The organism is Brevundimonas vesicularis (assembly GCF_014204545.1).
Taxonomy (GTDB): domain Bacteria; phylum Pseudomonadota; class Alphaproteobacteria; order Caulobacterales; family Caulobacteraceae; genus Brevundimonas; species Brevundimonas vesicularis_B.
Genome location: NZ_JACHLJ010000002.1, coordinates 412,520 through 436,223, shown reverse-complemented (window position 1 = coordinate 436,223; position 23,704 = coordinate 412,520). Strand labels below are relative to the sequence as shown.

At 67.1% G+C, this 23,704-nt stretch carries 27 protein-coding genes and 1 riboswitch; of the genes, 6 read left to right on the top strand and 21 right to left on the bottom strand.

What is annotated here, in order from left to right:
- Nucleotide 1 precedes the first annotated feature (1 nt).
- From HNP47_RS10340 to HNP47_RS10295, 10 genes are all read right to left on the bottom strand, one after another.
- On the bottom strand, nucleotides 2–943 hold the full coding sequence (locus HNP47_RS10340; protein ID WP_184279486.1) for a histone deacetylase: 942 nt from the start codon (nucleotides 941–943) through the stop codon (nucleotides 2–4).
- A gap of 74 nt (nucleotides 944–1,017) precedes the next feature.
- Nucleotides 1,018–1,707, bottom strand: a complete 690-nt coding sequence (locus HNP47_RS10335) for a response regulator (protein ID WP_184279485.1) — start codon at nucleotides 1,705–1,707, stop codon at nucleotides 1,018–1,020.
- Nucleotides 1,707–4,391, bottom strand: coding sequence for a sensor histidine kinase KdpD (locus tag HNP47_RS10330; RefSeq protein WP_184279484.1), 2,685 nt, complete (start codon nucleotides 4,389–4,391; stop codon nucleotides 1,707–1,709). Before HNP47_RS10330 ends, HNP47_RS10335 begins: the two co-directional genes overlap by 1 nt.
- Nucleotides 4,392–4,970 carry a K(+)-transporting ATPase subunit C gene (kdpC, locus tag HNP47_RS10325; RefSeq protein WP_184279483.1) on the bottom strand — a complete coding sequence of 193 codons (579 nt, stop codon included), beginning with the start codon at nucleotides 4,968–4,970 and terminating at the stop codon, nucleotides 4,392–4,394. It abuts the gene before it with no gap.
- A gap of 10 nt (nucleotides 4,971–4,980) precedes the next feature.
- Nucleotides 4,981–5,697, bottom strand: coding sequence for a TorF family putative porin (locus HNP47_RS10320; protein WP_184279482.1), 717 nt, complete (start codon nucleotides 5,695–5,697; stop codon nucleotides 4,981–4,983).
- Nucleotides 5,690–5,845 (bottom strand): hypothetical protein, encoded by a 156-nt coding sequence (locus HNP47_RS10315; RefSeq protein ID WP_184279481.1) that lies wholly within the window; start codon nucleotides 5,843–5,845, stop codon nucleotides 5,690–5,692. Before HNP47_RS10315 ends, HNP47_RS10320 begins: the two co-directional genes overlap by 8 nt.
- Nucleotides 5,845–7,911 (bottom strand): potassium-transporting ATPase subunit KdpB, encoded by a 2,067-nt coding sequence (kdpB, locus tag HNP47_RS10310; RefSeq protein WP_184279480.1) that lies wholly within the window; start codon nucleotides 7,909–7,911, stop codon nucleotides 5,845–5,847. The genes HNP47_RS10315 and kdpB overlap by 1 nt, the downstream gene beginning before the upstream one ends.
- Nucleotides 7,912–7,929: 18 nt before the next feature.
- Nucleotides 7,930–9,639, bottom strand: coding sequence for a potassium-transporting ATPase subunit KdpA (gene kdpA / locus HNP47_RS10305; protein WP_184279479.1), 1,710 nt, complete (start codon nucleotides 9,637–9,639; stop codon nucleotides 7,930–7,932).
- A gap of 18 nt (nucleotides 9,640–9,657) precedes the next feature.
- Nucleotides 9,658–9,747 (bottom strand): potassium-transporting ATPase subunit F, encoded by a 90-nt coding sequence (locus tag HNP47_RS10300; RefSeq protein ID WP_184279478.1) that lies wholly within the window; start codon nucleotides 9,745–9,747, stop codon nucleotides 9,658–9,660.
- Between the two features lie 350 nt (nucleotides 9,748–10,097).
- Nucleotides 10,098–10,463: a hypothetical protein gene (locus tag HNP47_RS10295; protein ID WP_184279477.1), complete on the bottom strand. Its 366-nt coding sequence runs from the start codon at nucleotides 10,461–10,463 to the stop codon at nucleotides 10,098–10,100.
- Nucleotides 10,464–10,691: 228 nt separating this feature from the next.
- On the opposite strand from HNP47_RS10295, the gene HNP47_RS10290 reads away from it, so the two are divergent.
- From HNP47_RS10290 to HNP47_RS10280, 3 genes are read left to right on the top strand one after another with little or no spacing between them, the layout of a single operon-like run.
- Entirely contained in the window at nucleotides 10,692–11,027 is a 336-nt protein-coding gene (locus HNP47_RS10290) for a hypothetical protein (protein ID WP_184279476.1), read from the top strand.
- On the top strand, nucleotides 11,027–11,707 hold the full coding sequence (locus tag HNP47_RS10285; protein ID WP_017505887.1) for a response regulator transcription factor: 681 nt from the start codon (nucleotides 11,027–11,029) through the stop codon (nucleotides 11,705–11,707). Before HNP47_RS10290 ends, HNP47_RS10285 begins: the two co-directional genes overlap by 1 nt.
- Nucleotides 11,704–13,161 carry a sensor histidine kinase gene (locus HNP47_RS10280; RefSeq protein ID WP_184279475.1) on the top strand — a complete coding sequence of 486 codons (1,458 nt, stop codon included), beginning with the start codon at nucleotides 11,704–11,706 and terminating at the stop codon, nucleotides 13,159–13,161. Before HNP47_RS10285 ends, HNP47_RS10280 begins: the two co-directional genes overlap by 4 nt.
- Here HNP47_RS10280 and HNP47_RS10275 read toward each other — a convergent pair.
- Nucleotides 13,158–13,856 (bottom strand): Crp/Fnr family transcriptional regulator, encoded by a 699-nt coding sequence (locus HNP47_RS10275; RefSeq protein WP_184279474.1) that lies wholly within the window; start codon nucleotides 13,854–13,856, stop codon nucleotides 13,158–13,160. The genes HNP47_RS10280 and HNP47_RS10275 overlap by 4 nt on opposite strands.
- A gap of 122 nt (nucleotides 13,857–13,978) precedes the next feature.
- The gene (locus tag HNP47_RS10270) at nucleotides 13,979–14,161 is read right to left on the bottom strand and encodes a hypothetical protein (RefSeq protein WP_184279473.1); all 183 of its coding nucleotides are present in this window, start codon (nucleotides 14,159–14,161) and stop codon (nucleotides 13,979–13,981) included.
- Nucleotides 14,162–14,291: 130 nt separating this feature from the next.
- On the opposite strand from HNP47_RS10270, the gene HNP47_RS10265 reads away from it, so the two are divergent.
- Nucleotides 14,292–15,149, top strand: a complete 858-nt coding sequence (locus HNP47_RS10265; protein ID WP_184279472.1) for a DUF1206 domain-containing protein — start codon at nucleotides 14,292–14,294, stop codon at nucleotides 15,147–15,149.
- 221 nt (nucleotides 15,150–15,370) lie between these two features.
- Nucleotides 15,371–16,051, top strand: coding sequence for a DsbA family oxidoreductase (locus tag HNP47_RS10260; protein ID WP_184279471.1), 681 nt, complete (start codon nucleotides 15,371–15,373; stop codon nucleotides 16,049–16,051).
- A 162-nt stretch (nucleotides 16,052–16,213) separates the two neighbouring features.
- On the opposite strand, the gene HNP47_RS10255 is transcribed toward HNP47_RS10260, so the two are convergent.
- From HNP47_RS10255 to thiC, 7 genes are all read right to left on the bottom strand, one after another.
- Nucleotides 16,214–17,077 carry a hypothetical protein gene (locus HNP47_RS10255; RefSeq protein WP_184279470.1) on the bottom strand — a complete coding sequence of 288 codons (864 nt, stop codon included), beginning with the start codon at nucleotides 17,075–17,077 and terminating at the stop codon, nucleotides 16,214–16,216.
- A gap of 352 nt (nucleotides 17,078–17,429) precedes the next feature.
- Nucleotides 17,430–17,606, bottom strand: a complete 177-nt coding sequence (locus HNP47_RS10250; RefSeq protein ID WP_184279469.1) for a hypothetical protein — start codon at nucleotides 17,604–17,606, stop codon at nucleotides 17,430–17,432.
- Complete coding sequence (locus tag HNP47_RS10245; protein ID WP_184279468.1) at nucleotides 17,603–18,112, bottom strand: AAA family ATPase; 510 nt, start codon at nucleotides 18,110–18,112, stop codon at nucleotides 17,603–17,605. The genes HNP47_RS10250 and HNP47_RS10245 overlap by 4 nt, the downstream gene beginning before the upstream one ends.
- Complete coding sequence (locus HNP47_RS10240; protein ID WP_184279467.1) at nucleotides 18,112–18,447, bottom strand: hypothetical protein; 336 nt, start codon at nucleotides 18,445–18,447, stop codon at nucleotides 18,112–18,114. Before HNP47_RS10240 ends, HNP47_RS10245 begins: the two co-directional genes overlap by 1 nt.
- 79 nt (nucleotides 18,448–18,526) lie before the next feature.
- Entirely contained in the window at nucleotides 18,527–19,108 is a 582-nt protein-coding gene (locus tag HNP47_RS10235; RefSeq protein WP_184279466.1) for a Swt1 family HEPN domain-containing protein, read from the bottom strand.
- 137 nt (nucleotides 19,109–19,245) lie between these two features.
- Entirely contained in the window at nucleotides 19,246–19,725 is a 480-nt protein-coding gene (locus HNP47_RS16585) for a DUF5343 domain-containing protein (protein ID WP_409360157.1), read from the bottom strand.
- A gap of 38 nt (nucleotides 19,726–19,763) precedes the next feature.
- Entirely contained in the window at nucleotides 19,764–21,602 is a 1,839-nt protein-coding gene (gene thiC, locus HNP47_RS10225) for a phosphomethylpyrimidine synthase ThiC (protein ID WP_184279737.1), read from the bottom strand.
- 140 nt (nucleotides 21,603–21,742) lie between these two features.
- Nucleotides 21,743–21,852: riboswitch (TPP riboswitch) on the bottom strand.
- A gap of 133 nt (nucleotides 21,853–21,985) precedes the next feature.
- Between thiC and HNP47_RS10220 the strand changes: the two genes are divergently transcribed.
- The gene (locus tag HNP47_RS10220; RefSeq protein WP_184279464.1) at nucleotides 21,986–22,393 is read left to right on the top strand and encodes a BLUF domain-containing protein; all 408 of its coding nucleotides are present in this window, start codon (nucleotides 21,986–21,988) and stop codon (nucleotides 22,391–22,393) included.
- 7 nt (nucleotides 22,394–22,400) lie between these two features.
- Here HNP47_RS10220 and HNP47_RS10215 read toward each other — a convergent pair whose 3' ends face one another.
- Together HNP47_RS10215 and HNP47_RS10210 are read right to left on the bottom strand one after the other, a co-directional pair.
- The gene (locus HNP47_RS10215) at nucleotides 22,401–22,778 is read right to left on the bottom strand and encodes a hypothetical protein (protein WP_184279463.1); all 378 of its coding nucleotides are present in this window, start codon (nucleotides 22,776–22,778) and stop codon (nucleotides 22,401–22,403) included.
- Between the two features lie 4 nt (nucleotides 22,779–22,782).
- A complete protein-coding gene (locus tag HNP47_RS10210) occupies nucleotides 22,783–23,613 on the bottom strand; it encodes a TIGR02587 family membrane protein (protein WP_184279462.1) in 831 nt (276 codons plus the stop codon).
- Nucleotides 23,614–23,704: the final 91 nt, after the last annotated feature.

Below are 23,704 nucleotides of genomic sequence, written 5' to 3'. Positions count from 1 at the left end.
ATCAAGCCTCCCGCCGGGCCATGCCCCGCCGCCAGGCCTGAGCGGCCGCGCGATGCAGCGTCGCATGGCGTCGCGCCAGACGATCGACATCGTGGTCGTATCCACCGCCGATGACGCCGACGAGCGGTGCGACCGCCAGACAGGTTTCAAGCACATAGGCGTCGCGTTCAGCCAATCCCTCGTCACTCAGCGACAGCCGCCCCAGCCGGTCGCTTTCGTGCGGATCGACGCCGGCGATGTAGAAGACGAGATCGGGCGCAACGCGTTGAAGCAGGTCAGGCAGAACGTCTTTGAGCCGGGCGACATAGGCTGCGTCGCCTGTTCCGTCGGGCAGGTCGATATCCAGATCGCTGGGCCCCCTGCGCACCGGAAAGTTCTTTTCGCCGTGCATTGAGAAGGTGAAGGCGCGGGGCTCGTGCTCGAAGATGAAGGCGGTTCCATCGCCCTGATGGACGTCCAGGTCGACCACCAGGACCTGTCCGACTTCGCCATTATCGATCAGGGCGCGCGCGGCCACGCCGATGTCGTTGAAGACGCAGAAGCCTGCGCCGCCCATCGGGCCGGCATGATGGCTGCCGCCGGCCGTGTTGCAGGCGAGGCCATGGCGAAGGGCGAGGCGGGCTGCGGTCACCGTGCCGCCGACGGCGGCCTGCGTGCGTTCGACGACGCTTCGCGTGATGGGCAGGCCGATGACCCGTTCGACCTTCGGCGGAACGCGGGCGTCCAGGACCTGGCGCACATAGTCGGGATCATGCACGGCGGCGAGCAGCGAGTAATCCGCAGGTTCGGGCTCCCACAGCCCCTCCGGTCCGATCAGCCCTTCCTCTCTCAGCACCTCGATCAGACGCGCATACTTCTGCATCGGAAAGCGATGACCCGATGGCAGTTCGGCGCTGTAGGCCGGGTGATAGACAATCGGGGGGAGGGGGCCTGGTTCAGACATGGGTTCCGAAGACAACGCGCCGACCTTTATGAGGCTGCATCCGGAAAGACAGCCGAACCCTCTTGTCAAAGGGCTCAGTCCGCCAACCGATATCCTACGCCCGGCTCGGTCACGAGCAGGATGGGCTGGGCCGGATCGGCCTCGAGCTTGTGCCGGAGTTGGCCGACGACGACGCGCAGATACTGTACGTCGTCGGCGTGGCCGGCGCCCCAGATGGTCTTGAGCAGGTCGGCGTGACCCAGAACCTTGCCGGCGTTGCGGGCGAGGTAGGCCAGGACGTCGTATTCCTTCGGACGAAGCTTCACCCGCTCGCCGGCGCGGGTGACGATGCGGCGGTCCAGGTCGATGATGACATCGCCGGCCGTGACCACTCCGCCCGCGACCGGCGTCAGCGCGCCCTGACGCAGACCCGCCCGGATGCGGGCCAGCAGCTCGCCGACGCCGAACGGCTTTTCCACATAGTCGTTGGCGCCCAGGTCCAGGGCCGTGATCTTTTCGGCCTCGCGGTCGCGGGCGGACAGGACGATGATCGGTCCCTGATAGAAGTCGCGCGCTCGCGTCAGAACGTCCTTGCCGTCCATGTCGGGCAGGCCGAGGTCCAAAACCACGGCGTCGGGGCTCCATAGGGCGATGGCGCGCAGGCCCTCCTGACCGCTGTCGGCGCGGCGCGGTTCATAGCCGGCGGCGTCCAGGGCGGGCGCCAGGAAGCGGTGGATTTGCGGCTCGTCGTCGATGACCAGAACCTGGGGGCGAACGGCGGACATCACAGCAGATCCGGGTGGGTGGCGATGGACTTGGGCAGGCTGATCAGGATGCGGGCGCCGCGTTTGCCGTCGGCGTCGTCCTGGATCGGGCTGGCGGCGGCGATGCGGCCGCGCATGGCCTCGACGAAGCCCTTGGCGATGGCGAGACCAAGACCTGCCCCCTTGGCGCGGTCGGTGGACTCCTCCATGCGGCGGAACTTGTCGAACACCCGTTCCAGCTCCGCGGTCGGGATGCCGCGTCCCTCGTCTTCGATGGAGATGACGACGGCGCCGCGATCCTCATAGGCGGCCAGTTCGATGGTCGTGCCGTCGGGACTGTAGGCGATGGCGTTTTCCAGGATGTTGACCACCGCCTGTTCCAGCAGGCCTGGATCGGCCTCGACCATACTGAGCTGAGCCGGAAAATCGCGCGTGACCTTGCGCTGGCCGAGGCGGCGCGACACCCGGTCGGCGGCGGTGTTCAGGATGTCGCGCACATCGGTCCAGTCGGTGCGCACGTTCAGGCCGCCGCCCTCCAGCCGGGTCATGTCCAGGAGGTCGCCGACATAGCGCGACAGGCGTTCGGCCTCTTCGCGGATGCTGAGCAGCAGGTCGTCGCGGACCTCGGGCTTCAGGGTCGCGCCATAGTCGATCAGGGTCGTCGCCGAACCCAGGACGGTGGACAAGGGCGTGCGCAGGTCGTGGCTGACCGAGTTCATCAAGGCGGCGCGGAAACGGTCGGCGCGGCGCAGGGTCTCGGTCTCCAGCGCCTGACCGGCCAGATCGGCGCGCTCCAGCGCCACGGCGCCTTGGTCCAGCAGGGCCATGGCTAGGCGTTCCTCGTCCGAGCCCGCCGCCACGGCCGAGGCGTCGATGCCTGCCACCCCGGCACGGCCGCGCACGCCCTGCAGGGGCTGAAACCGCCAGTGGGTCTGCGGCAGGGTGCCGGTGCCGTGGCCCGTCACCTCGCCGTGGGTCCAGGCCCAGCGGGCGGCGGCCATGGCGTCGGGGGCCAGGGTCACGCCCTCGGGACTGGCGGCGGTCAGGACGATATCCTCGCCGTCTGGCAGCAGGACGACGGCGCCCGCGCCGGCGGCGGCCGAGGCCTGTTCGGCCAAGCTGCGTGCCGTGGTCGCGCGATCCTGGCCCGCCGACAGGGTCTGGCTGGCGGCCAGCAGGGCCGAGACGGCGGCGGCGCGGCGCTGGGCGGCTCTGGCCTGTTCGCGCACCCGCCCCGCCAGGGCGCCTGTGCCCAGGGCCACGCCCCAAAACAGGAGCAGCGTCAGGAAATCGGTCGGCGAACCGATCAGAAAGCTGTAGCGCGGCTGCAGGAACAGGAAGTTGTAGGTCAGAAAGGCCAGGGTCGCCGCCGCCAGCGCAGGCCGCAGCCCGTTCAGCACCCCGGCCGCCACCACCGCCGCCAGATAGATGACGCCCAGATCGACGCGCTCGAACCGGGTGTCCAGCAACAGGGCCGCGCCCGTCGCCGCCAGCACGAACCCCGCCCCGGCCGGATAGCCGCGCCAGTCCAGCGCCGCCATGACGCCCGACTTCGACGACGGTTCGGGCGCGGCCAGGTCGCCCTCGGTCACGACGTGGACGGCGACGCCCTGGGCCTTTCGCAGCAGTTCGGTCGCCAGGGCTCGGCCGGTCCATTCGGCGAACCGCCCGCCGCGCGTCTTGCCGATGACGATCTGGGTGACGTTGTTGCGGTGGGCGTGGTCCAGCACGGCGCGCACAACGTCGTCGCCGCTGATCGTCACGGGCCGTCCGCCCAGCTGCTCGGCCAGTTTGAAGGCTTCCGACAGCCGACCTGCCGAGCGGGCGTCCGCGCGCGATCCGCTCGGCCGCTCGACGTGGGCCACCGACCAGGGGGCGTCCATCATCATGTCCGACATCCGCCGACCGGTCCGCACCAGAGAGGTGGTCATGGCGTCGCCGCCGACCAGAACCAGGATCCGCTCGTTCGCCGCCCACGGCCCCGAAACGCCCCGCTCGCGCAGGTGGGTCAGAAGCTGATCGTCCACCGTCTGGGCCGCGCGCCGTAGGGCCAGTTCGCGCAGCGCCGTCAGGTTTTCGATTTTGAAGAAGTTCTCGGACGCCACCCGCGCCGTTTCGGGCACATAGACCTTGCCCTCAGCCAGACGCGTCCTCAGGTCTTCGGGCGTGATGTCGATGACCTCGATGTCGTCGGCGCCGGTCAGGGCGCTGTCGGGCACCGCCTCGCGCTGGCGCACGCCGGTTATGCGCAAGATGACGTCGGACAGGCTTTCCAGATGCTGGATGTTCAGCGTCGTCCAGACGTCGATGCCGGCGTCGCGTAGTTCCTCCACATCCTGCCACCGCTTGGGATGGCGCGAGCCGGGCGCGTTGGAATGGGCATATTCGTCGACCAGCAGCAGTTCGGGCCGTCGCGCCAGGGCTCCGTCCAGGTCGAACTCCATCAGGGCGCGGTCGCGGTGTTCGATGGGCGCGCGCGGCATGACGTCCAGCCCGCGCAGCAGGCTCATCGTCTCCTTGCGCCCGTGGGTCTCGACCACGCCGACGACGACGTCCAGCCCCTCTGCCTTTCGACGGCGCGCGGCGCGCAGCATTTCATAGGTCTTGCCCACGCCGGGCGACATGCCCAGAAACACCTTCAGCCGCCCGCGCTTGCGGCGCGGAACGGCTGAAGTCGCGGGCGTTGCGGGCGCCGTTTCGGGCAATCAGCCCTCCGCCCCGAAGCGGGCGTCCAGCGCGCGGTTGGTCAGCAGGACATTGACGTGCGGCTGGCCTATGAAGCCCAGGAAGCCCCCCTCGATATGCGCGTCGATTATGCTCTGGACCTGTTGCACGCGAACGCCTCTGGCGCGGGCGATCCGCGCGGCCTGAAGCCGAGCGTAGGCCGGGGACACGTCCGGGTCGAGGCCCGAACCCGAGGTCGTCACCGCATCGGCCGGGATGACGCCGGGGCCGTCCTCGGCGCGGATCGTCTGGGCGCTTTCGGCGACGCGAGCGATCAGGTCCGGGTTCAGCGGCCCCATGTTGGAGCCGGACGAGGCGGCGGCGTCATAGCCGTCGCCCGCCGCCGACGGACGCGGATGCAGGTAGGTGGCGCCGACGAAAGGCTGGCCGATCAGGGACGAGCCGACGACCCGCCCGCCGGCGTCGCGCACCAGGCTGCCGTTGGCCTGGCCCGGGAAGGCGACCTGGGCGATGCCGGTGACGGCCAGCGGATAGGCCAGGCCCAGCAGCAGGGTGAACAGGGCCGTCATGACGAGGGCCGGGCGAAGTTGGTTGACCATGGTCGTCGCCTCAGAAGGTCGCCTTCAGCGTGGCTACGGCGCGTGCGCCGTAGATGTCGCCGAAGTCGTGTTGATCGGTGTCGTGATAACGCAGGTCCAGCGCCAGATTGTCGGTCAGCTGATAGGCCGCGCCCAGGTTCCAGGTGGTGTAGTCCAGGTCCGACGACACCCACTGACGCCCGACGGCGCCCGAGACGGTCCATTTGTCGGCAGGGCTGACCGCGCCGTTAACCTCGGCATAGGTCGCCTCGTCCTCGGCCGCGCCGAAGAAGTCGGGCGAATAATAGACGGCGGCGCCCAGGGTGGCCGGACCCACGGCGCGCGAAGCGGCGGCTTTGAGCTCGACATAGTCATAGTCGGCGCCGTCCGGCTGCCCGGCGTAGAGATAGCCGATAACGCCGAAGTCCAGCGCATAGCCGGCGACCTCGAGCCGATAGCCGGCATACAGATCGACCTCGGCGTCCGTGTCGTCGCCGAAATCGACACTGGAGGCCCAGCCGCCGGCGTAAAAGCCGTTTCTCGTCAGATCAACGCCGGCCGAGAGCGCGGGGTTTTCCTGTGTCTGGCTGACCCCGCGGAAGACGTAGTCGGAGGTGACGGCGACGTTCGCCGACACGTCCTGGGCCTTGGCCTCGCTGCACAGGCCCAGGCCGGCGATGCCGACGATGCAGGCGGCGGCGAACCAGGCGTCGTTGCGGCCCGAGGCCTTGGAGAAGGATTTACGCATTGGATTTCTCTATTCGAACAGGATGGATGGCCATGGGATTGGAGCGGGTGCGCGGATCGGTCTGCTGCAGCGTCGCCACGCCCCACATCACGGCGATGACCAGCACCGCCACGACGAGTTGCAGGATGCGAGAGACCTCCGGACGCATCACGCCAGACCCAGGCCGGAGATGAGCAGGTCGATCAGCTTGATGCCGACGAACGGGGCGATCAGGCCGCCCAGGCCGTAGATCAGCAGGTTGCGACCCAGAAGCGCGCCGGCGCCGATAGCGCGGTATTTGACGCCCTTCAGCGCCAGCGGGATCAGGGCGACGATGACCAGGGCGTTGAAGATCACCGCCGACAGGATGGCGCTCTCAGGGCTGTGCAGACGCATGACGTTCAGCGCGCCGAGCGATGGCAGGGCCACTACGAACATCGCCGGGATGATGGCGAAATATTTGGCCACGTCGTTGGCGACCGAGAAGGTCGTCAGGGCGCCGCGCGTGATCAGCAGTTGCTTGCCGACCTCGACGATCTCGATGACCTTGGTCGGGTCGCTGTCCAGATCGACCATGTTGCCGGCCTCGCGCGCGGCCTGGGCGCCGGTCTGCATGGCCACGCCGACATCGGCCTGGGCCAGGGCCGGGGCGTCGTTGGCCCCGTCGCCGCACATGGCGACCAGACGGCCCTTGGCCTGTTCGGCCTTGATCAGGCGCATCTTGTCCTCGGGCGTGGCCTCGGCGAGGTAGTCGTCCACCCCGGCTTCCGAAGCGATGGCTGCGGCCGTCACTGGATTGTCGCCGGTGATCATGACGGTGCGCAGGCCCATGCGGCGCAGGTCGGCGAAGCGCGCCTTCACGCCCGGCTTGACCACGTCCTTCAGGTGGATGACGCCGACCAGGACGCCGTTCTGGGTCACGGCCAGGGGGGTGCCGCCCGAGCGAGCGATCCGGTCCACGGCCTGGCGGAACTCGGCAGGTGCCGAACCGTCGGTCAGGTTCAGATCCTTCAACACGGCATCGACCGCGCCCTTCCTCCAACTGTCCTTGCCGATGTCCAGGCCCGACTGGCGGGTGACGGCGGTGAAGGGAATGGCGACGGCGCCGCCCGGCTGTTCGACCGAGACGCCGGCGTTGCGGCCCAGCTCGACGATGGAGCGGCCCTCCGGCGTCTCGTCGGCGAGCGACGCCATGACGGCAGCGGCCAAGGCGGCCTCGGGGCGCACGCCCGGAACCGGGATGACTTCGGTCGCCATACGGTTCCCGAAGGTGATGGTGCCGGTCTTATCGAGCAGCAGAGTGTCGACGTCGCCTGCCGCCTCCACCGCACGGCCCGAGGTGGCCAGCACGTTCACCTTCAACAACCGGTCCATGCCGGCGATGCCGACGGCGGACAGCAGACCCCCGATCGTGGTCGGGATCAGGGTGATGAACAGGGCGCCAAGAACCATCGGATCCAGATCGACGCCGGAATAGGCGCCCAGGCCCACCAGGGTCACGACCGCGATCAGGAAGATCAGGGTCAGGCCGGCCAGCAGCACGGCCAGGGCCAGTTCGTTGGGCGTCTTCCTGCGGTCCGCCCCCTCGACCATGGCGATCATGCGGTCGAGGAAGGTCGAGCCCGGCTTGGCGGTGATGCGCACCTTGATCCAGTCCGAGACGACGGTGGTGCCGCCGGTCACGGCCGAACGGTCGCCGCCGCTTTCGCGGATCACCGGGGCGCTCTCGCCGGTGATGGCGGCCTCGTTGACTGAGGCGACGCCCTCGACGATCTCGCCGTCCGAGGCGATCACGTCGCCGGCCTCGACCAGGATGATCGACCCGACTTCAAGCTCCGAAGCATTGGTGGGGACCACGCTGCCGGTCTTCGGATCGACGATCAGCTTGGCCTTGGTCGTGACGCGGGTGGCGCGCAGGCTGTCAGCCGCCGCCTTGCCCCGCCCTTCGGCGATGCTTTCTGCGACATTGGCGAACAGGACCGTGGCCCACAGCCACAGCGCCAGCTGCACCGCAAAGCCCGCCGACTGACCGCCGGCGATGGCCGCCGCCGCCGAGATCGTGGACAGAAGCGCCACGATCCAGGTGGTGAAGATGACCGGATTGTTGATCAACTTGACGGGGTTCAGCTTGACGAAGGCGTCGCCCACGGCGCGTCCGATCATCTGTCCCGAGAGGCCGCCCGCGAGAGGCGACGCACGGCCGCCCTTGCGCGGATCCAGAGTTACTTGTGTCATGTCAGGATGTCCGAAGGATCAGGCGCCGGCGACCGCCACGAGCACCTGGAAGTGCTCGACGATCGGTCCCAGGGCGAGGGCGGGCAGGAACTGCAGGCCGCCGAGGATGAGGATCACGCCGATCAGCAGGCCGATGAACAAGCCGTTGTCGGTCGGCAGGGTGCCGGGGCTGGGCGCCAGCTTGGGCTTGACCACCAGACTGCCGGCGATGGCCAGGACGGCGACGGCCGGAATGAACCGCCCGAACAGCATGCCCAGACCCAGGGTCGTGTTCCACCAGGGGGCATTGGCGGTCAGGCCCGCAAAGGCCGAGCCGTTGTTCGCCGCCGCCGAGGTGTAGGCGTAGAGGATCTCCGACAGGCCGTGCGGCCCCTTGTTCAGCAGGCCCGCAAGCGCCGTCGGGAAGATGGCCGACACGGCGGTGAAGCCCAGGACCACCAGCGGCAGGATCAGCACCGCGATCATGGCGAACTGGATCTCGCGCGCCTCGATCTTCTTGCCCAGATACTCCGGGGTGCGGCCGACCATCAGGCCGGCGACGAAGACCGACAGCAGGGCCATGACCACCATGATGGCGATGCCCGAACCGACGCCGCCGGGCAGGATCTCGCCCAGTTGCATCAGAAACATCTGCAACCCGCCACCCAACGGCATGAAGCTGGCGTGCATCGAGTTGACCGAGCCGTTCGAGGCGCCGGTCGTGACCACCGACCAGACGGTCGAGGCGGGGGCGCCGAAGCGGACCTCCTTGCCCTCCATGTTGACCGAACTGTCGACCTGGGCCGCGACCAAGGCCGGGGCCGGCTGGGTCTCGATCACATACATGGCCGCGCTGGCGGCGCTCAGCAGGATCAGGGCGGCCGCCGCCAGGGCGCGAATGTCGCGTCCTGCCATGGCCGTGCGGCCGAACGCGAAGAAGGCCGCCCAGCCCATGACGTTGATCGCCACGGCGGTCAGCAGATTGGTGATGGCGTTCGGGTTCTCGAACGGATGGGCGCCGTTGACGTTGAAGACGCCGCCGCCGTTGATGCCCAGCTGTTTGATCGCCACCTGGCTGGCGGCCGGGAACAGCGGCAAGGTCTGGGACCCGCCCTCGACGCCGGTCGCCGTCACATGGGCCGCAAGGCTCTGGACGATGCCGAGACCCGACAGCGCCACGGCCAGGATCAGGGCGGCGGGCAGCAGGACATAAAGGGTCGTGCGCGTCAGATCGGCCCAGAAGTTGCCGACGCCCTCGCCGCGATTGGCGACGAAGGCCCGCGCCAAGGCCGCCGCGATCGTCGCGCCCGTCGCCGCCGAGACGAAGTTCTGCACCGTCAGGCCGACCATCTGGGTGAAGGTCGACAGGGTCGCCTCCCCGCCATAGCTCTGCCAGTTGGTATTGGTCACGAAGCTGACGGCGGTGTTGAAGGCCAGATGCGGCGACACGCCCGCGAATCCTTGCGGGTTCAGCGGCAGCACGCCCTGCAGACGCAGGATCGCATAGAGCAGGACAAAGCCCGCCAGGTTGAAGGCCAACAGGGCGCCGGCGTATCCCAGCCAGCCCTGGCTGCGTTTCGGATCGACGCCGGCCGCGCCATAGAAGACGGCCTCGACCGGCTTCAGCACCGGATCCAGCCAGGTCCGCTCGCCATTCCAGACGCGCGACATATAAACGCCAATGGGCCAGCCGAGCATTACGGCCAGCCCAAGGGTCAGGGCGATCTCGCCCCATCCTTGCATGTTCATGAAATCCGTCCCGGTCCCTCAGAACCGCTCGGGCCGCAGCAGGGCCGCGACCATGTAAGCGGCGACGACCAGCGCCCCCGCCCCCCAGAGCATGGCGATCATCGTCATACCCGTTTCAACGCTGTGGCCAGCAGGGCGAAGACGGCGAACGCCCCCGCACCCACCGCCAGAAAGATCATATCGGCCAATCCGGCCTCCTCGCTCAAGTTCGAGCGGGAACAGACCACCGGGCGGCATAATGGCGCGATGCGAGTCCGGGCCGCGGACCTAAAGGATCCATAAAACTTATGAGCCGGGTCGGTCGCAGCGCTGGCGACATCTGAGGCGCCCGCCGGCCGACCTTCTTACGCAAGGGTGCGCTTGATGATGCGCAACGCAACGCCCGGCCGTGCGGCTTAAGACCAAATAAGAAAAGCGCGGCCTTGCGGCCGCGCTTCCAAGTGTTTCTGTCGAGATGATTAGCCGCGACGATTGTCGTGGTCGCGGCGTTCGTAGCGGGTCTGGGCCGAGAGGCGGTCGAAGCGACGGTCAAGGTCCTGGCGCTCCCAGGCGGTCAGGCCGCCGCGGCGGTAGTTGGCTTCCAGGCGCAGCAGGCTGTTGAACTCTCCGCGCAGGCGGGTGGCTTCGCGGCGGCTCAGTTGACCGTTGCGAACGCCCTGATCGATGCGGCGATCCAGGTTGGCCTGGCGGGCGTTGATCGACTGCCACGAGCCATAGCTGGCGTGATGGGGCGGGGCCGGGCGGTTATGGTAGGATTGGGCGAAGGACGGCGCGGCGACCGAGGCGGCGGCTAGGGCGATGGCGGGGACGATGAGCTTGCGCATGGCGATCTCCTCAAATGTTCTGCCGGTCGGGGTGACCAGCGATGAGGCGATTTGAGCACCCGGCGACTGAGCCGGTTCTGAACAGGATCGATCAGGTTCGGTTCATCTGGATGAAAAAGGCGTCACGACGCTGTCGTCACGTCTGGCAGTCGGTTTGGAGCAGCGTTCGCTTTAAACTATACGAGGTATTCAGCGCCCGTTCAGATGATCGGGACTAGATCGGTCGCCATGTTTCGTAAACCCGCCCCTCACCTGATCGCCCCTCCGGCCCTGGCCCTGGCTCTTGGTCTGGCCTTTGCGCCCATCATGACGACGGCGGCGCAGGCCCAGTCGCGCGACCAGGATCAACGCTCGCAGGACCGTGGTCCGCGCGTCAGTCCCGACGAGGCCCGCCGTCGTGGCGGCGAGGCCGGCGGCGGTCGCCCCATCGACACCCAACCCCGCCGCGACGGCAACTATTCCGTCCTGGTCGAACGCGACGGACGCGTGCGTGAGGTCGTCGTCGACGGCCAGACCGGACAGGCGCGCCCGGACAACAACAATCAACGTCGCAGGCCGAACTGATGCGCGTGCTTCTGGTCGAGGACGACGCGGATCTGTCGCGTCAGCTTAAGGCGGCGCTGGGCGACGCGGGCTATGCCGTGGACCATGCGCCGGATGGCGAGGAAGCCCATTATCTGGGCGAGAACGAGCCTTATGACGTCATCGTCCTGGACCTGGGTTTGCCCAAGATCGACGGCGTGTCGGTGCTGGAGCGCTGGCGGCGCGAGGGCAAGACGACGCCGGTCCTGATCCTGACGGCGCGCGGCGCCTGGTCGGACAAGGTGGCGGGCTTCGACGCCGGCGCCGACGACTACCTGACCAAGCCCTTCCATACCGAAGAGCTGCTGGCGCGTCTGCGGGCGCTGCTGCGCCGCTCGGCGGGCATCGCCTCGGCGACCTTGTCGTGCGGCGGCTTGCGGCTTGATCCCCGCGCGGCGCGGGCCAGTGTCAATGGCGAGCCCCTGCGCCTGACCTCGCTGGAATACCGGCTGCTGCACTACATGATGATGCATCAGGGCCGCGTCATCAGTCGCACCGAACTGGTCGAACACCTCTACGATCAAGACTTCGACCGTGATTCCAACACCATCGAGGTCTTCATCGGCCGGGTGCGCAAGAAGGTCGGATCGGACCGGATCGAGACCGTGCGCGGCCTCGGCTATCGGCTGACGCCGCTGGCGGGCGAATCCGACCCGGCGTGACCGAGGCGGCAGCTTCGAAACCTAACGCCGACGCGCTCCACGACTGGGGGCGCTGGTTCGGTCGCCCCGGTCGCTCCCTGACGCGTCGGCTGATCTGGCTGGCCTCGGCCTGGATCTTGGTCGCTCTGGTCATTTCAGCGCTGGTGCTGACCCAGGCCTTTCAGGAATCCGCCCTGCGGCGTCTGGGCGCCATGCTGAATGAGACGATCGACGAGATTGTGGTTGGCGCCAGTCGCACGCCGCAAGGCGAAGCCATTCCGCAGATCCAGGACGCCAGAACTCTGCGGCTGTTGTCGGGCAAATACTGGCAGATCATGGAGGTTCGCCCCGACGGGCGGCTGGTCAGCCTGGCGCGATCGACCTCGCTGTGGCGCTATGACCTGGCCCTGCCCGCCGACCTGCCCGCGCGTCTGGATGCGGCCTTCGGCGACGTCATCACCTTCAACACTACCGGGCCCAAGGACGACGCCGAGACGCGCGAGCCGCTGCGCGTCGCCGCCAGCATGAAGTCCATCCCCCGGCACGAACATCCGGTCATCTTCATCGCCGCGCTGGATCGTTCCGACGTCGACGCCGACACGCGCCAGTTCGCGCGCGTGACCTGGATCGCCTTCCTGATCCTGGGGCTGGGACTGGTATCGGCGGTCTTCATCCAGGTACGCATCGGCCTGCGCCCGCTTTTCGACCTGCGCAACGAGATCGCGGACGTGCGCAAGGGCAGGTCGGCGCGGATCGGCCGCTCCTATCCGCAGGAAATCCAGCCGCTGGCCGAGCAGGTGAACCGCCTGCTGGATCACAATCAGGAGGTCGTGGATCGCCAGCGCACCCACGTCGGCAACCTGGCCCATGCGTTGAAGACGCCGATCTCCGTCATGCTGGCCGAGGCGGGGACGAGCGAGGGCGATCTGCCCGAACTGGTGCGACGCCAGACCAAGATCATGCAGGGCCAGGTCGATCACCACCTGCGCCGCGCCCGCGCCGCCGCCCGCGCCGCCCACGGTCTGGGCGAGACGACGCCCGTCGCCGAGGTGCTGGACGAACTGGCGGTCATGATCGAACAGGTTTTCCGCGACAAGAACGTCGAGATCGACTGGCGCGCGCCAGACAGCCTGTCCTTTCTGGGAGAGCGTCAGGATTTGCAGGAAATCCTGGGCAATCTGATCGAGAACGCCGCCAAATTCTCCAGGCGCCGAGTGCGCGTCTCGGCGGGCGGCAGCGGCCTGGGCCAGATGATCCTGGTAGTCGAAGACGACGGCGCGGGCCTGCCGGCGAATCAGCGCGACACGGTCATGCAGCGCGGCGCGCGGCTGGACGAGAGCGCGCCGGGGTCGGGCTTGGGCCTGTCGATCGTGGACGACCTGACGCGCGCCTACGGTGGGCGGCTGATGCTGTCGGACAGCGACATGGGCGGGCTGAAGGCGGTGCTCGAACTGCCTGCTGCCCAGGTCGACTAGGGCTGCCGGTCTCCGCCCCGGCGATAGCATTCGCAGGCCGCCCTTTCCAAGGCGGCGCGATCCAGCACCGTGATCCGGCCGCGCGAATAGGCGATGGCCCCCGCCTTCTGAAGCCCCTGCGCCGCCTCGTTCACCGTAGTCCGCTGCGAGCCCAGCATGGAGGCCAGATACTCTTGCGTCAGATTCAGGGTGTCGCCCTCGACACGGTCGTGGCAGCGCAGCAGCCATTTGGCAAACCGCTGCCCGGCGTGGTGCAGGGCGTTGCAGGCGGCCGACTGCTCCAACTCACCCTGAAGCCGCGCCATGTAGTCGGCGACGGCATCGCGAACGCCAGGTCGCTGAGCCGAGAGGGCGCGGAACTTGGCGGCGTCCACCCGGCGCGCCGTCCCGGCGACCTGGGCCACGCTGCGGGTGTGGGCATGGTGCGGCACGGCCGAGGCGACGACGCCCAGCACGCCCTCGCGCCCGATCATCACGGTCTCCACGGTCCGGCCGTCTTCCAGCACCGCGACCGAGGAGCAGAAGCCGCTGTCGATGAAATGCAGGTGCTCGATGGCGTCGTCAGGTTCGCAGAAGACCTGGCCGGGCGCGAAGTCCACCGGCGTGGCGATGGCGAGGAGCGCGTCGCGATCGTCGGGGTTCAGCCCTTGGATCAATCGGTTGCCAGGCGAAAGGCGGTTCATAAGTTCGCGCATAAGGCGATCTGAGCGCGGCGTCTGTCGAAACTCGACACAGCGTTGCTATATGTCACGCGGCTTTCTGGGGAAAAGTCGTGGCTTTACTGCGCTGTGTACGCGATCGGGCAAAGAGCGAGGGCTCAGCGAGTGACGCGGCCGACCAGACGCCCGGCTTCCAACACTTCGACGCCCGCACAGGAGGCATGGCGCGACAGTTGAAACCGCGCGGCTTCCAGCGCCGCCGCATCGTCAGCGCCGTCGAAAAAGTCGAGCAGCGGACGGCGATCCGCCTCGTCGAAGAAGTGAAACTCGTAGATGTTCAAGCGAACGGTTCCCAAGGAGGAGAACCGTAGCGGCATACGCCCGCCGGTGTCTGTCGGATGTCGACACAGGGTCGAAGCGGAGCCTTTGCCTTGGCCGGCGCGTTGAGGGCGTCCTGACGTGGGAGACATCATGAACGCCGCCAAGACCCTTCGCCTGCCGCCGCTGGCGACCCTGATCGAATGGGCGGCCCGCGTCGGCTATGGGGCGCGAGGCTTCGTTTACCTGTCGGCGGGGGCGCTGACCCTGCTGGCGGCGACGGACCGGATCGGCGATGCGGTGGGGACTAGCGGGGCGGCGGGCTGGCTGGCCGAGCAGCCGTTCGGCAAGGTCTGGCTGGTGCTGCTGGGGCTGGGCCTGTGGGCCTTCGTCGGCTGGCGGGTGTTGCAGGCGGTGTTCGACGCGGATCATGAGGGGACGGACCTGAAGGGCTGGACGACGCGGGCGGGCCAAGCGGTCAGCGGCCTGTTCTACGGTGTGCTGGCGTCCGGCGTGTTCGAATATCTGGACGAGTTCGGCGAGGCGACGAACGCCTCGACGGCCCAGGCCGAGAGCGTGGCCGAGAACCAGGAGAAGGCGGCCATGCTGCTGGGGATGCCGTTCGGCGAGCTGCTGCTGATCGGGGCTGGGCTGGTGGTGCTGGGGGTCGGCGTGGGCAACATCGTCAGGGCCATCCGCGACGACTTCGACGACGCCCTGGCCTGTCCCAAGGCCTTCTGTGGCGCGGCGACGGCGCTGGCGCGGGCGGGCTATGCGGCGCGAGGGTTCGCCTATCTGCCCTTGGGCGTGTTCGTGGTTCTGGCGGGGCTGCACGCACGTTCAGGCGAGGTGACGACGACGGCGGCGGCGCTGGATGCGCTGGAGGCCCAGCCGGGCGGACCGTGGATCCTGGGGCTGACGGCGGCGGGGCTGATGGCCTTCGGCGCCTTCGCCTTCGTGGAGGCGCGCTGGCGCCGGATCCGCCCGCCGCGGGATCTGAAGATCGGCTGAGGCTTCCGTCTCCTCCCCATTCCTTGGGGAGGTGGCGCGGCGCGTCTTCGCGCCGTGACGGAGGGGTTCTGCACCGCATCCCCGATGTCGGTGGGATGTCAAAGAGCCCCTCCACCCCTTCGGGGTCCCCCTCCCCACAAAGTGGGGAGGAGACGGTCTGGCGTTCGTGGTCATGCTTCCCATATCCTTATGCAACACACGCTGTTCCAGAAGGCCGCGCCATGAACGCTCCGCTCAAGACCCTGAAGATCGACTTCGTCTCCGACGTCGTCTGCCCCTGGTGCGTCGTGGGGCTGGGCGGGCTGGACACGGCCCTGGACGCGCTGAAGGACGAGGGGATCGCCGCCGACATCGCCTTTCAGCCGTTCGAGCTGAACCCCCAGATCGCGCCCGAGGGCGAGAACATCGTCGAACACATCGGCCGCAAATACGGCGCGAGCCCTGAGCAGTCCGCCGCCAACCGCGCCATGATCCGCGAGCGAGCGGGCGAGGTGGGCTTCGACATGCGCATGACCGACGACAGCCGCATCTGGAACACCTTCGACGCCCACCGGCTGCTGCACTGGGCGCGCGAGACGGGGCCCGGCCAAGGAATCAAAGATGCTCAGAAGGCCCTGAAACAGGCGCTGTTCACCGCCCACTTCACCGAGAACCGCAACCTGACCGACGCCGGCGTCCTGACCACCGCCGCCGAAAAGGCCGGGCTGGACCGGGCCGAGGCGGGCGAGGTGCTGGCCTCGGGCCGCTACGCCCAGGCCGTGCGTCAGGCCGAAGACCTGTGGCGCGCACGCGGCATCACCTCGGTCCCGGCCGTGGTGGTCGAGGGCAAATATCTGATCTCGGGCGGCCAGCCGGCCTCGGTGTTCGAAGAGGCCCTGCGCAAGATCGCGTCGGAGGTCTAGGCCGTCTCCTCCCTGCGCAGCGGGGAGGTGGCGCGGCGCCGCTTGGCGCCGTGACGGAGGGGTTCCTTCTGTAAAATCGACGTCTGGAGGCCTCAAGAGCCCCTCCACCCCGCCCGAAGGGCGCGGTCCCCCTCCCCATCGCAGGCGATGGGGAGGAGACGGTCAGTCCGGCGGTCGGGGGACAAAAACACCGTCTATTTCGTCTAATTCGTCTGATCTCGGGGCCGGTTTCAGGTCGTCAAGCGCCTCGAGGCGGGCCATCAGGGCGTTGCGGCCGGCGTAATCGCCGCGTTTGAGGGCGCAGGCTTCGCGAGCGATCTGGCCGACCTGTTCGGCGACGGCGGCGGCGCGCTCGCCCAGGTCGGGTTCCTTCGGTTGGGCCGGCGGCTTGGGCGGGGGCGGAGACGAAGGTGCGGGCGGGGCGGCCGCCATCCGGGTCAGGTCGGCGTGCAGCCGCACCCAGCGCGCGGCCTCCAGCGCGCGCCCGGCCTGAAGCGCCCGGTTCAGCCGCACCAGGGCGTGGGCCGCCATGGCCCCATAGTCGGGCAAACCCTCAGCCGTCTCGGCCTCCAGGTCGATCTGCTCACGAAGCGGATCGGGCTGATCCTCGCGCCGCCAGCCCTCGTCCCTGGCGCGGGCGCGAAAGGTGCTGACCGCCATGCCATAGACGGCGCTGACCTCCTCGGCCGTGGATCCCGCCAGATAGGCCGTGCCCGCCGCCTCCCACGCCTCTTTCGACAGGCGGCGATAGCCCCGGTTCTGCACCCGGTCGGCCGCGCGCGCGGCGGGGTCCGAGGCAGCCAGATCGGGCAGCCGCAACAGATGCATCGGCAGGCCGTGCGCGCGCCAGAAGGCCGCCTCGGCCTCGGGCGAGGAATCATGATGCAGGGCGTCGCGATACGTCTGCTCCAGACCCGCCTCGCGCAGGATGCGGATCTGATCCAGCGCCTGCTGGGTCATCGCATCGTAAAACGGATCGCGCGGCCCCTCGAACCCGCCGTCGTCATAGCTGTGGTCGTCGTCCATCCCATCCCCGGCCTGTCGCCCGCGCCCGACACAGGACGCGCCGCCAGTCTAAGGCCGGCCGACATCGTGATAGGGTAGAGGGCGTCGATTTCGCGAAAGGCGAGGGATTTCAACGGCCGGGGCAGGGACGTCGTGCATAGGTAGCGGGGCTAGCTGTGCATTCCCTCTCCCGTTGGGAGAGGGCCTGAGGCTCGCAGAGCGCAGCGATGCGCTAGCCGACCCGAAGGGCGGCGCGAAGCAGCCAAAGGGTGAGGGTTGTGTGTCTGCGGCGAGGGCCGACCCTCACCCTTTCGCGTTTCCAATCGCTTCGCTCTTGGACGCTCAAGCCCTCTCCCAACGGGAGAGGGAAAGCTTAGGCCTGTTTTTTCGGCGCAGGCGCGGCGTCGGCGGCGGTGACCAGATGCCCCTTCCAGCCGGGAGGCGGCAGGAACTTGCCGGACTGCTCCTCGCGCGTGCCATGCTTCGCCATCTCGGCGGCGCGGCGCGCGGCCTTCAGCGCGGTCTCGTGATCGATCAGCATCTTGTTCATCGCGGTCCCCAATCTAGCAGATCGAGACCGTCGTCGCCATTGGCGTAGATTTTCCAGGCATCGACGGCAGGCTTGTAGGTCGTTTCGAGATACTCGGCGCTGAGCAGGAAGCGGCGGCGCAGGGTCTCCTCGGGAATGCCGTGTCCCCCGCGCGCAACCCGGCGCGCGACGCGCGCAACCGAATAGTCGGCGCTGGGCAGGCGCAGATAGACCAGTTCCACCCGATAGCCGAGCGCCCGCCAATGCCGAATGCGAACGGCATGCGAGCGCGTCGCCAGAGTGGTTTCAAGAATCACATCCGCCCCGGCGCGCGTCAGCACGTCCAGCCGCTCCAAAACCAGACGCCCGGCCGCGAGATCGCGCGCCGGGCCGTCGCCGGTCAGGCCACGGGCAACTTCATCCGGATTGACGAACTGAAACGTCTCCGTGCGCTCCCGCAGGAAGCCGTTGATGAAGGTGGTCTTGCCGGCGCCGTTCGGTCCGGCGAGGAGGACGAGGGTGGGCATCACTCCGGCCTGAAGACGTGCTTAAACTCCGCTAACTTGATCACGTCTGGCCACTTGACGCCGTGATGGCCGATGGTCCGATGCTCGAATAGAGGTTTGATCGGGCAGACAAAGAGCCCAACTCGACCGTCCCCGAAATCATGGAACATCATGATCCGATCCCGGGCATGCCAATCGCTTGTGCCGAAGACGTTGTCGTCGCGATTTGGCGTCGAAATCATCGCGCCAAGAGGATCGGTGTAGGCCGCGAAGTGACAGGTTCCGTAGGGCGGAAAGCCGACCGTCCGCTCGTCGAGAGGCGTGACGTCCGGCAACATCTCGGCCACGAACGCCATGGCCTTTCGGCGATTGGCGACTTGATGGCCGTTTCCCTTCTGGAGAAACCATCTCTCGACAGGCATATATCACCGCCCTCTACAAACCGATGACCCGATTCCAATCAGAAATGTACATGTAAAGCCGTGCGAATTCGCTCGGCAACAACATCCTGTTGTGGGCGACGAAGTGCCGTGCCTTCTCAATTTCGTCCATACGCTGCGAAAGCCAGTGTTGAGACGGAACCACGTCCTTGAAACAATCCCATTTGGCGACGATGATTTGGCCCAATTGCCCGAAATCCACGAAGCCTAGAATGTCCGTTTTCTGTCCTTCGAGCCACGAATCTTTTAATGCGGTAGCTTTCCGGCCTTCAGCAAACTGGATGATTTTGTTCGGTAAAGTGGACTGCCAGTCGTCGCCGTCGGCTTCCTGAAGTCTTTCGCGAATGAAATCCCGGATTTCGTTCTCGAAGCAAAAAAGCAAGGCATACAGCCGAGCCATATCCAACGCGGCGTTACGTCTCTGGACGCTGAAAGGCGCGAGCGACTGTTCGAGGAGCGATTCCGCCTCAGCGGCTTCGCTTGCACCGATCTGGATTCCGGCCCGTTGAAAAATTGCTGCTTCAGACTCGAATAGGAGCCCTCGGAAGAGATAGGATCTCAGCTGATCATTATTCAACGAAGTGTTCTTTCAGAGACTTGAATATCGAGTTGTAGACCTCGACATCTTTGGTCGCTGGCAGATGGATCTGAATGTTATAGTGAAGTCCTATTCCAGGCATGCTGACCGTATGGACCGGAGCGGCGCTAGGCGCGCTAGGTTCTGGGGCTGATCCTTCTGGTTCCTGTGGCGCGGGCGCGGAGCCCGTTGCTGTCCCATTGAGGTCGGCCAGAGCTAACAACGCAAAAAAACGTCTTAGCCATGCGTTGGGCCACGTCATCGCTAGCGTTGTGATAGCTCTTAAACTTCCCCGTAATAGCCGCTTGATCGCTTTTGGTCGGATGCGCCTTGATGAGAAAGAGGTCATGGTACGCCTCCTTCAATGCTTCGCCCATAATGGCTTGTGATCGGGAATGATCTCGGTAGTCGTGGTATCTCTGAGTTGGTTGGCCGGTAGGCGTTAGGAAGCCCAACGACTTGAGGAGAGGCAAGAAGGCTCGATCGGCAGAGGACGAAAAACCCCAATCTTTCAGAAGCTGATTTGTGACTTGAGCAGGTGCTTGCCCGTCTCGGATTTTGCCGAAAACTTCGGGGATGCGGTTGGCCGCCCCCACCCAAGAACTCGTTAGCGCCATCGAAAATTCCTCCCAGGGCAAGCTATGCTGCTCGCCTCCTAGTTGTCGAGACGTCTTACCTCAATCTGCCCGCCGCCGGCCCTGAACTTCGCGCTCATTTCGGCCATGCCGGCTTCGGCTTCCGACAGGGAGGCGCCGGCGTCGTTCTGGGCCTTGGCGGCGTCGCGGATGTCCTGGCTGATCTTCATCGAGCAGAACTTGGGTCCGCACATGGAGCAGAAGTGGGCGGTCTTGTGGGCTTCCTTGGGAAGGGTGGCGTCGTGGTATTTGCGGGCGGTTTCGGGGTCCAGCCCCAGGTTGAACTGATCCTCCCAGCGGAACTCGAACCGGGCGCGTGACAGGGCGTCGTCGTGCAGGCGGGCGGCGGGGTGGCCCTTGGCCAGGTCGGCGGCGTGGGCGGCGATCTTGTAGGTGATGACGCCGTCCTTGACGTCCTGACGATCCGGCAGGCCCAGATGCTCCTTGGGCGTGACGTAGCAGAGCATGGCCGTGCCGAACCAGCCGATCATGGCCGCGCCGATCGCGGAGGTGATGTGGTCATAGCCCGGCGCGATGTCGGTGGTCAGGGGGCCAAGCGTATAGAAGGGCGCCTCGTGGCAGTGCTTCAGCTGCTCGTCCATATTCTGTTTGATCTTGTGCATCGGCACATGGCCGGGGCCCTCGATCATGACCTGGCAGCCCTTGGCCCAGGCGATCTTGGTCAGTTCGCCAAGGGTGCGCAACTCGGCGAACTGGGCCTCGTCATTGGCGTCGGCGATCGAGCCGGGGCGCAGGCCGTCGCCCAGGCTGAATGACACGTCATAGGCGCGCATGATGTCGCAGATGTCCTCGAAATGCTCGTAGAGGAAGCTCTCCTTGTGGTGGGCCAGGCACCATTTGGCCATGATGGAGCCGCCGCGCGAGACGATGCCCGTCACCCGCTTGGCCGTCATCGGCACGAAGGGCAGGCGCACGCCCGCGTGGATGGTGAAATAGTCCACGCCCTGTTCGGCCTGTTCGATCAGGGTGTCGCGGAACACCTCCCACGTCAGGTCCTCGGCTATGCCGTTCACCTTCTCCAGCGCCTGATAGATGGGGACGGTGCCGATGGGGACGGACGAGTTGCGGATGATCCAGTCGCGGATGTTGTGGATGTTGCGGCCCGTCGACAGGTCCATGACGTTGTCGGCGCCCCAGCGGGTGGCCCAGACCAGCTTGTCGACCTCATCGTCCACGGAGGACAGGACGGCGGAGTTGCCGATGTTGGCGTTGATCTTCACCAGGAAGTTGCGGCCGATGATCATCGGCTCGACTTCGGGGTGGTTGATGTTGTGCGGGATGATGGCGCGGCCGCGGGCGATCTCCTGCCGCACGAACTCGGGCGTCACGAAGTCGGGGATGGCGGCGCCGAAATCCTCGCCGTCGCGAATGCAGGGGCTGTTCTGCTCGCGGCGCAGGTTCTCGCGGATGGCGACATATTCCATCTCGGGCGTGATGACGCCGGCCTTCGCATATTCGTACTGGGTGACCGGGCGGCCCTCGACGCCCTTGAAGACGCGGTGGTTGGACGTGTCGAAGCGCGGCGCCAGGTGGCGGCCCGACGCATGGCCGTTGTCCTCGGGCTTGACCTCGCGCGGATTGGCGACCGGGGCGATGTCGCCGCGATCCCGCTGCCAGCTGGATTTGACGTGGGGCAGGCCGCGCTTGATGTCGATAGTCACGGTCGGGTCGGTATAGGGGCCCGATGAGTCATAGATGGTCACCGGCGGCTCGTTGGCGCTCGGGTGGACGGCGACCTCGCGGAAGGGGACGCGGATGTCGGGATAGAGTTCGCCGGCGACATAGACCTTGCGGCTGCCGGCCCGTTCGCCGGTGGGGATGGTCCCGGTCTCGCGCATGACCTCCTCGCGCGCGTCTTTCAGAGCCAACTCGACATTGGGCTCTTCGGGCGGGGCGGGCGGGGTGACTTGGATGTTCATGGCGGCCTCAAACGGTTTGAGGTCCGCCGACGTCGGGCGCGAGGGTCCTGTGGCGTGAGGACCGATAGCGTTACTCATCCCTTCGCCGGCATGACCCGGATCAGGTTCGACGGGTCAGAGGAGAAACCTCTATCTCAGCCGCTCGATTGCGACCCCCCGGAGAACGCCTGCAGGCTAACCCGCGTCGCAGCGGATGTCGAGTTGTCCGAAAACGCACATAAGTCCTTGTAGGCACGTCGGATTTATTGGGCTATGCGCAAAGCTTGAGCCGGGCGCCGGCGTCGCGTGAGTGAAACGAGGATATGAGCCTGAACCTGGAACGCGTCCTCTACACCAGCCGCGCGCGGGGCAATTCGGACAGCCTGATGATGCAGGTGGACATCCTGGCCACGTCGCAGCGGAACAATGCGCGCGACGACCTGACCGGGGCGCTGCTGATCCACGACGGACGGTTCCTGCAGGTGCTGGAAGGCGCGGCGCAAGATCTGGACCGGCTGATGACGCGGCTGGCGGGCGATCCGCGCCATGACGAGGTGGTGGTGATCGAACGTAAGCCGATCCCAACGCGCGGCTTTTCCGGCTGGACCATGGCCAGCGTGCGCGTGACCCCGGCGCTGGAGGAGACGCTGCGGGCCACGGTGGACGGCGCCGGCGCGCCTCAGCAGACGATCGAGCGGATGCAGGACGCGGTTCTGGCCCAGGCGGCCTGAACGCCCTCTAGGGCGCCGACCAGCCCTTGACCGAGACGGCCGCCGCGCGCGGATCGGCGTCGAAGCGGAGGTAGGCCTTGGCGTGGCCGTGGCCCGGGACGTAGTCCAGGCTGGCGGTCGCGGTCTGGTCGCCCAGAACCCCTTCGATATCCACGGCGGCGGCGGTGTCGTCGCCGTCGTTCTGGACCCGGACGGTCGCGACCTGGCCTGCGGCGGTGACGTCCACGGCGACGATACGGGCGCTGAGCGCGGGCGGCGCCGTGGGCTGCAGCGCCTCCCACACCACGATGCCGATGGCGGTTAGGGTGATGACGGCGCCGAGCAAGGCCATGCCCCATTGCAACAGGGGGCGAGGCGATGCGGCGGGCTTCTTCTTCGTGGGCATGGGGTCAGACCAACAGACGGGCGGCGGCGGCGCCGATGGCGGCGGGGAAGCCCAGGACGACCATGGTCTGGACCACGCCGGCGACGGCATGGCCGTCGGTGCGGCCGAACAGGAACAGGGTGAACAGGCTGACGGCCAGGGCGATGGCGTAGCCGGGCAGGGTGAAATGCAGGAAGGCCTTGATCGGATGATCGGCCTCTTCCTGACCGGCGAAGCCGGCCTTGAAGACGATCAGGTGCAGCAGGAGAATGGAGACGGCGATCAGGGCCAGGATGTGGGCGGGCGTCGCCTTGTAGGCGATCAGGATCATCTCTTCGGTCGGGGCGACGTTCAGGGCGAAGAACAGGGCGCCGGCCGCCATCAGGAACAGTTCGCCGAAATAGGAGGCTTGATCCTCGTCGGTGTCGCCTCCGCCGTCCCCGCTGAGCTGACGCCGGGCCAGAAGCGCGCCCATGGCGCCGGGAATGGCCTGAAGCGCGACCATGCCCAGGCCCTCGCGCGGCGGCGCGTCCCATTCGACGACACCGAACAGGATCAGCAGCACCGAGGCGGTGATGAAGCCGACGGCCAGGGCCACGGCGGTGTCCAGCACATCGTTGACGGGGCCGCGCCGTTTCGAGAATCCGGCGTAATAGGCCAGGCCGTAAAGCAGCGGCAGGCCGGCGACGATGAAGGTCAGCAGCCGCCAGCGGTCCATGATCACGCCCTGCGCCCACATCTCCATCGTCATCAACAGCGGGATGTTGAACACCAGGGCGCCGGCGAAGGCGCGGCCCAGATCGCGGACATAGGCGCGCTCGCGTTGCAGATCCAAAGGGAGCGCGGCGGTGGTCATGCGGCGGCAACGCTTGGACTCCGGCTTTGGCTCCGGCCCGCTTGTCGAACGGCGTTCAGGCGGTGTTCATTCACAGCCAAGCTTAGTCGCG

Excerpts from the sequence above, each read along its gene's own strand:
- HNP47_RS10340 (WP_184279486.1), bottom strand. The coding sequence starts at position 943 with ATGTCTGAACCAGGCCCCCTCCCCCCGATTGTCTATCACCCGGCCTAC.
- HNP47_RS10335 (WP_184279485.1), bottom strand. The coding sequence starts at position 1,707 with ATGTCCGCCGTTCGCCCCCAGGTTCTGGTCATCGACGACGAGCCGCAA.
- kdpC (WP_184279483.1), bottom strand. The coding sequence starts at position 4,970 with ATGGTCAACCAACTTCGCCCGGCCCTCGTCATGACGGCCCTGTTCACC.
- HNP47_RS10320 (WP_184279482.1), bottom strand. The coding sequence starts at position 5,697 with ATGCGTAAATCCTTCTCCAAGGCCTCGGGCCGCAACGACGCCTGGTTC.
- HNP47_RS10315 (WP_184279481.1), bottom strand. The coding sequence starts at position 5,845 with ATGCGTCCGGAGGTCTCTCGCATCCTGCAACTCGTCGTGGCGGTGCTG.
- kdpB (WP_184279480.1), bottom strand. The coding sequence starts at position 7,911 with ATGACACAAGTAACTCTGGATCCGCGCAAGGGCGGCCGTGCGTCGCCT.
- kdpA (WP_184279479.1), bottom strand. The coding sequence starts at position 9,639 with ATGAACATGCAAGGATGGGGCGAGATCGCCCTGACCCTTGGGCTGGCC.
- HNP47_RS10300 (WP_184279478.1), bottom strand. The coding sequence starts at position 9,747 with ATGACGATGATCGCCATGCTCTGGGGGGCGGGGGCGCTGGTCGTCGCC.
- HNP47_RS10295 (WP_184279477.1), bottom strand. The coding sequence starts at position 10,463 with ATGCGCAAGCTCATCGTCCCCGCCATCGCCCTAGCCGCCGCCTCGGTC.
- HNP47_RS10290 (WP_184279476.1), top strand. The coding sequence starts at position 10,692 with ATGTTTCGTAAACCCGCCCCTCACCTGATCGCCCCTCCGGCCCTGGCC.
- HNP47_RS10285 (WP_017505887.1), top strand. The coding sequence starts at position 11,027 with ATGCGCGTGCTTCTGGTCGAGGACGACGCGGATCTGTCGCGTCAGCTT.
- HNP47_RS10275 (WP_184279474.1), bottom strand. The coding sequence starts at position 13,856 with ATGCGCGAACTTATGAACCGCCTTTCGCCTGGCAACCGATTGATCCAA.
- HNP47_RS10265 (WP_184279472.1), top strand. The coding sequence starts at position 14,292 with ATGAACGCCGCCAAGACCCTTCGCCTGCCGCCGCTGGCGACCCTGATC.
- HNP47_RS10260 (WP_184279471.1), top strand. The coding sequence starts at position 15,371 with ATGAACGCTCCGCTCAAGACCCTGAAGATCGACTTCGTCTCCGACGTC.
- HNP47_RS10255 (WP_184279470.1), bottom strand. The coding sequence starts at position 17,077 with ATGGACGACGACCACAGCTATGACGACGGCGGGTTCGAGGGGCCGCGC.
- HNP47_RS10250 (WP_184279469.1), bottom strand. The coding sequence starts at position 17,606 with ATGAACAAGATGCTGATCGATCACGAGACCGCGCTGAAGGCCGCGCGC.
- HNP47_RS10245 (WP_184279468.1), bottom strand. The coding sequence starts at position 18,112 with ATGCCCACCCTCGTCCTCCTCGCCGGACCGAACGGCGCCGGCAAGACC.
- HNP47_RS10240 (WP_184279467.1), bottom strand. The coding sequence starts at position 18,447 with ATGGCGTTCGTGGCCGAGATGTTGCCGGACGTCACGCCTCTCGACGAG.
- HNP47_RS16585 (WP_409360157.1), bottom strand. The coding sequence starts at position 19,725 with ATGGCGCTAACGAGTTCTTGGGTGGGGGCGGCCAACCGCATCCCCGAA.
- thiC (WP_184279737.1), bottom strand. The coding sequence starts at position 21,602 with ATGCGCGAGACCGGGACCATCCCCACCGGCGAACGGGCCGGCAGCCGC.
- HNP47_RS10220 (WP_184279464.1), top strand. The coding sequence starts at position 21,986 with ATGAGCCTGAACCTGGAACGCGTCCTCTACACCAGCCGCGCGCGGGGC.
- HNP47_RS10215 (WP_184279463.1), bottom strand. The coding sequence starts at position 22,778 with ATGCCCACGAAGAAGAAGCCCGCCGCATCGCCTCGCCCCCTGTTGCAA.
- HNP47_RS10210 (WP_184279462.1), bottom strand. The coding sequence starts at position 23,613 with ATGACCACCGCCGCGCTCCCTTTGGATCTGCAACGCGAGCGCGCCTAT.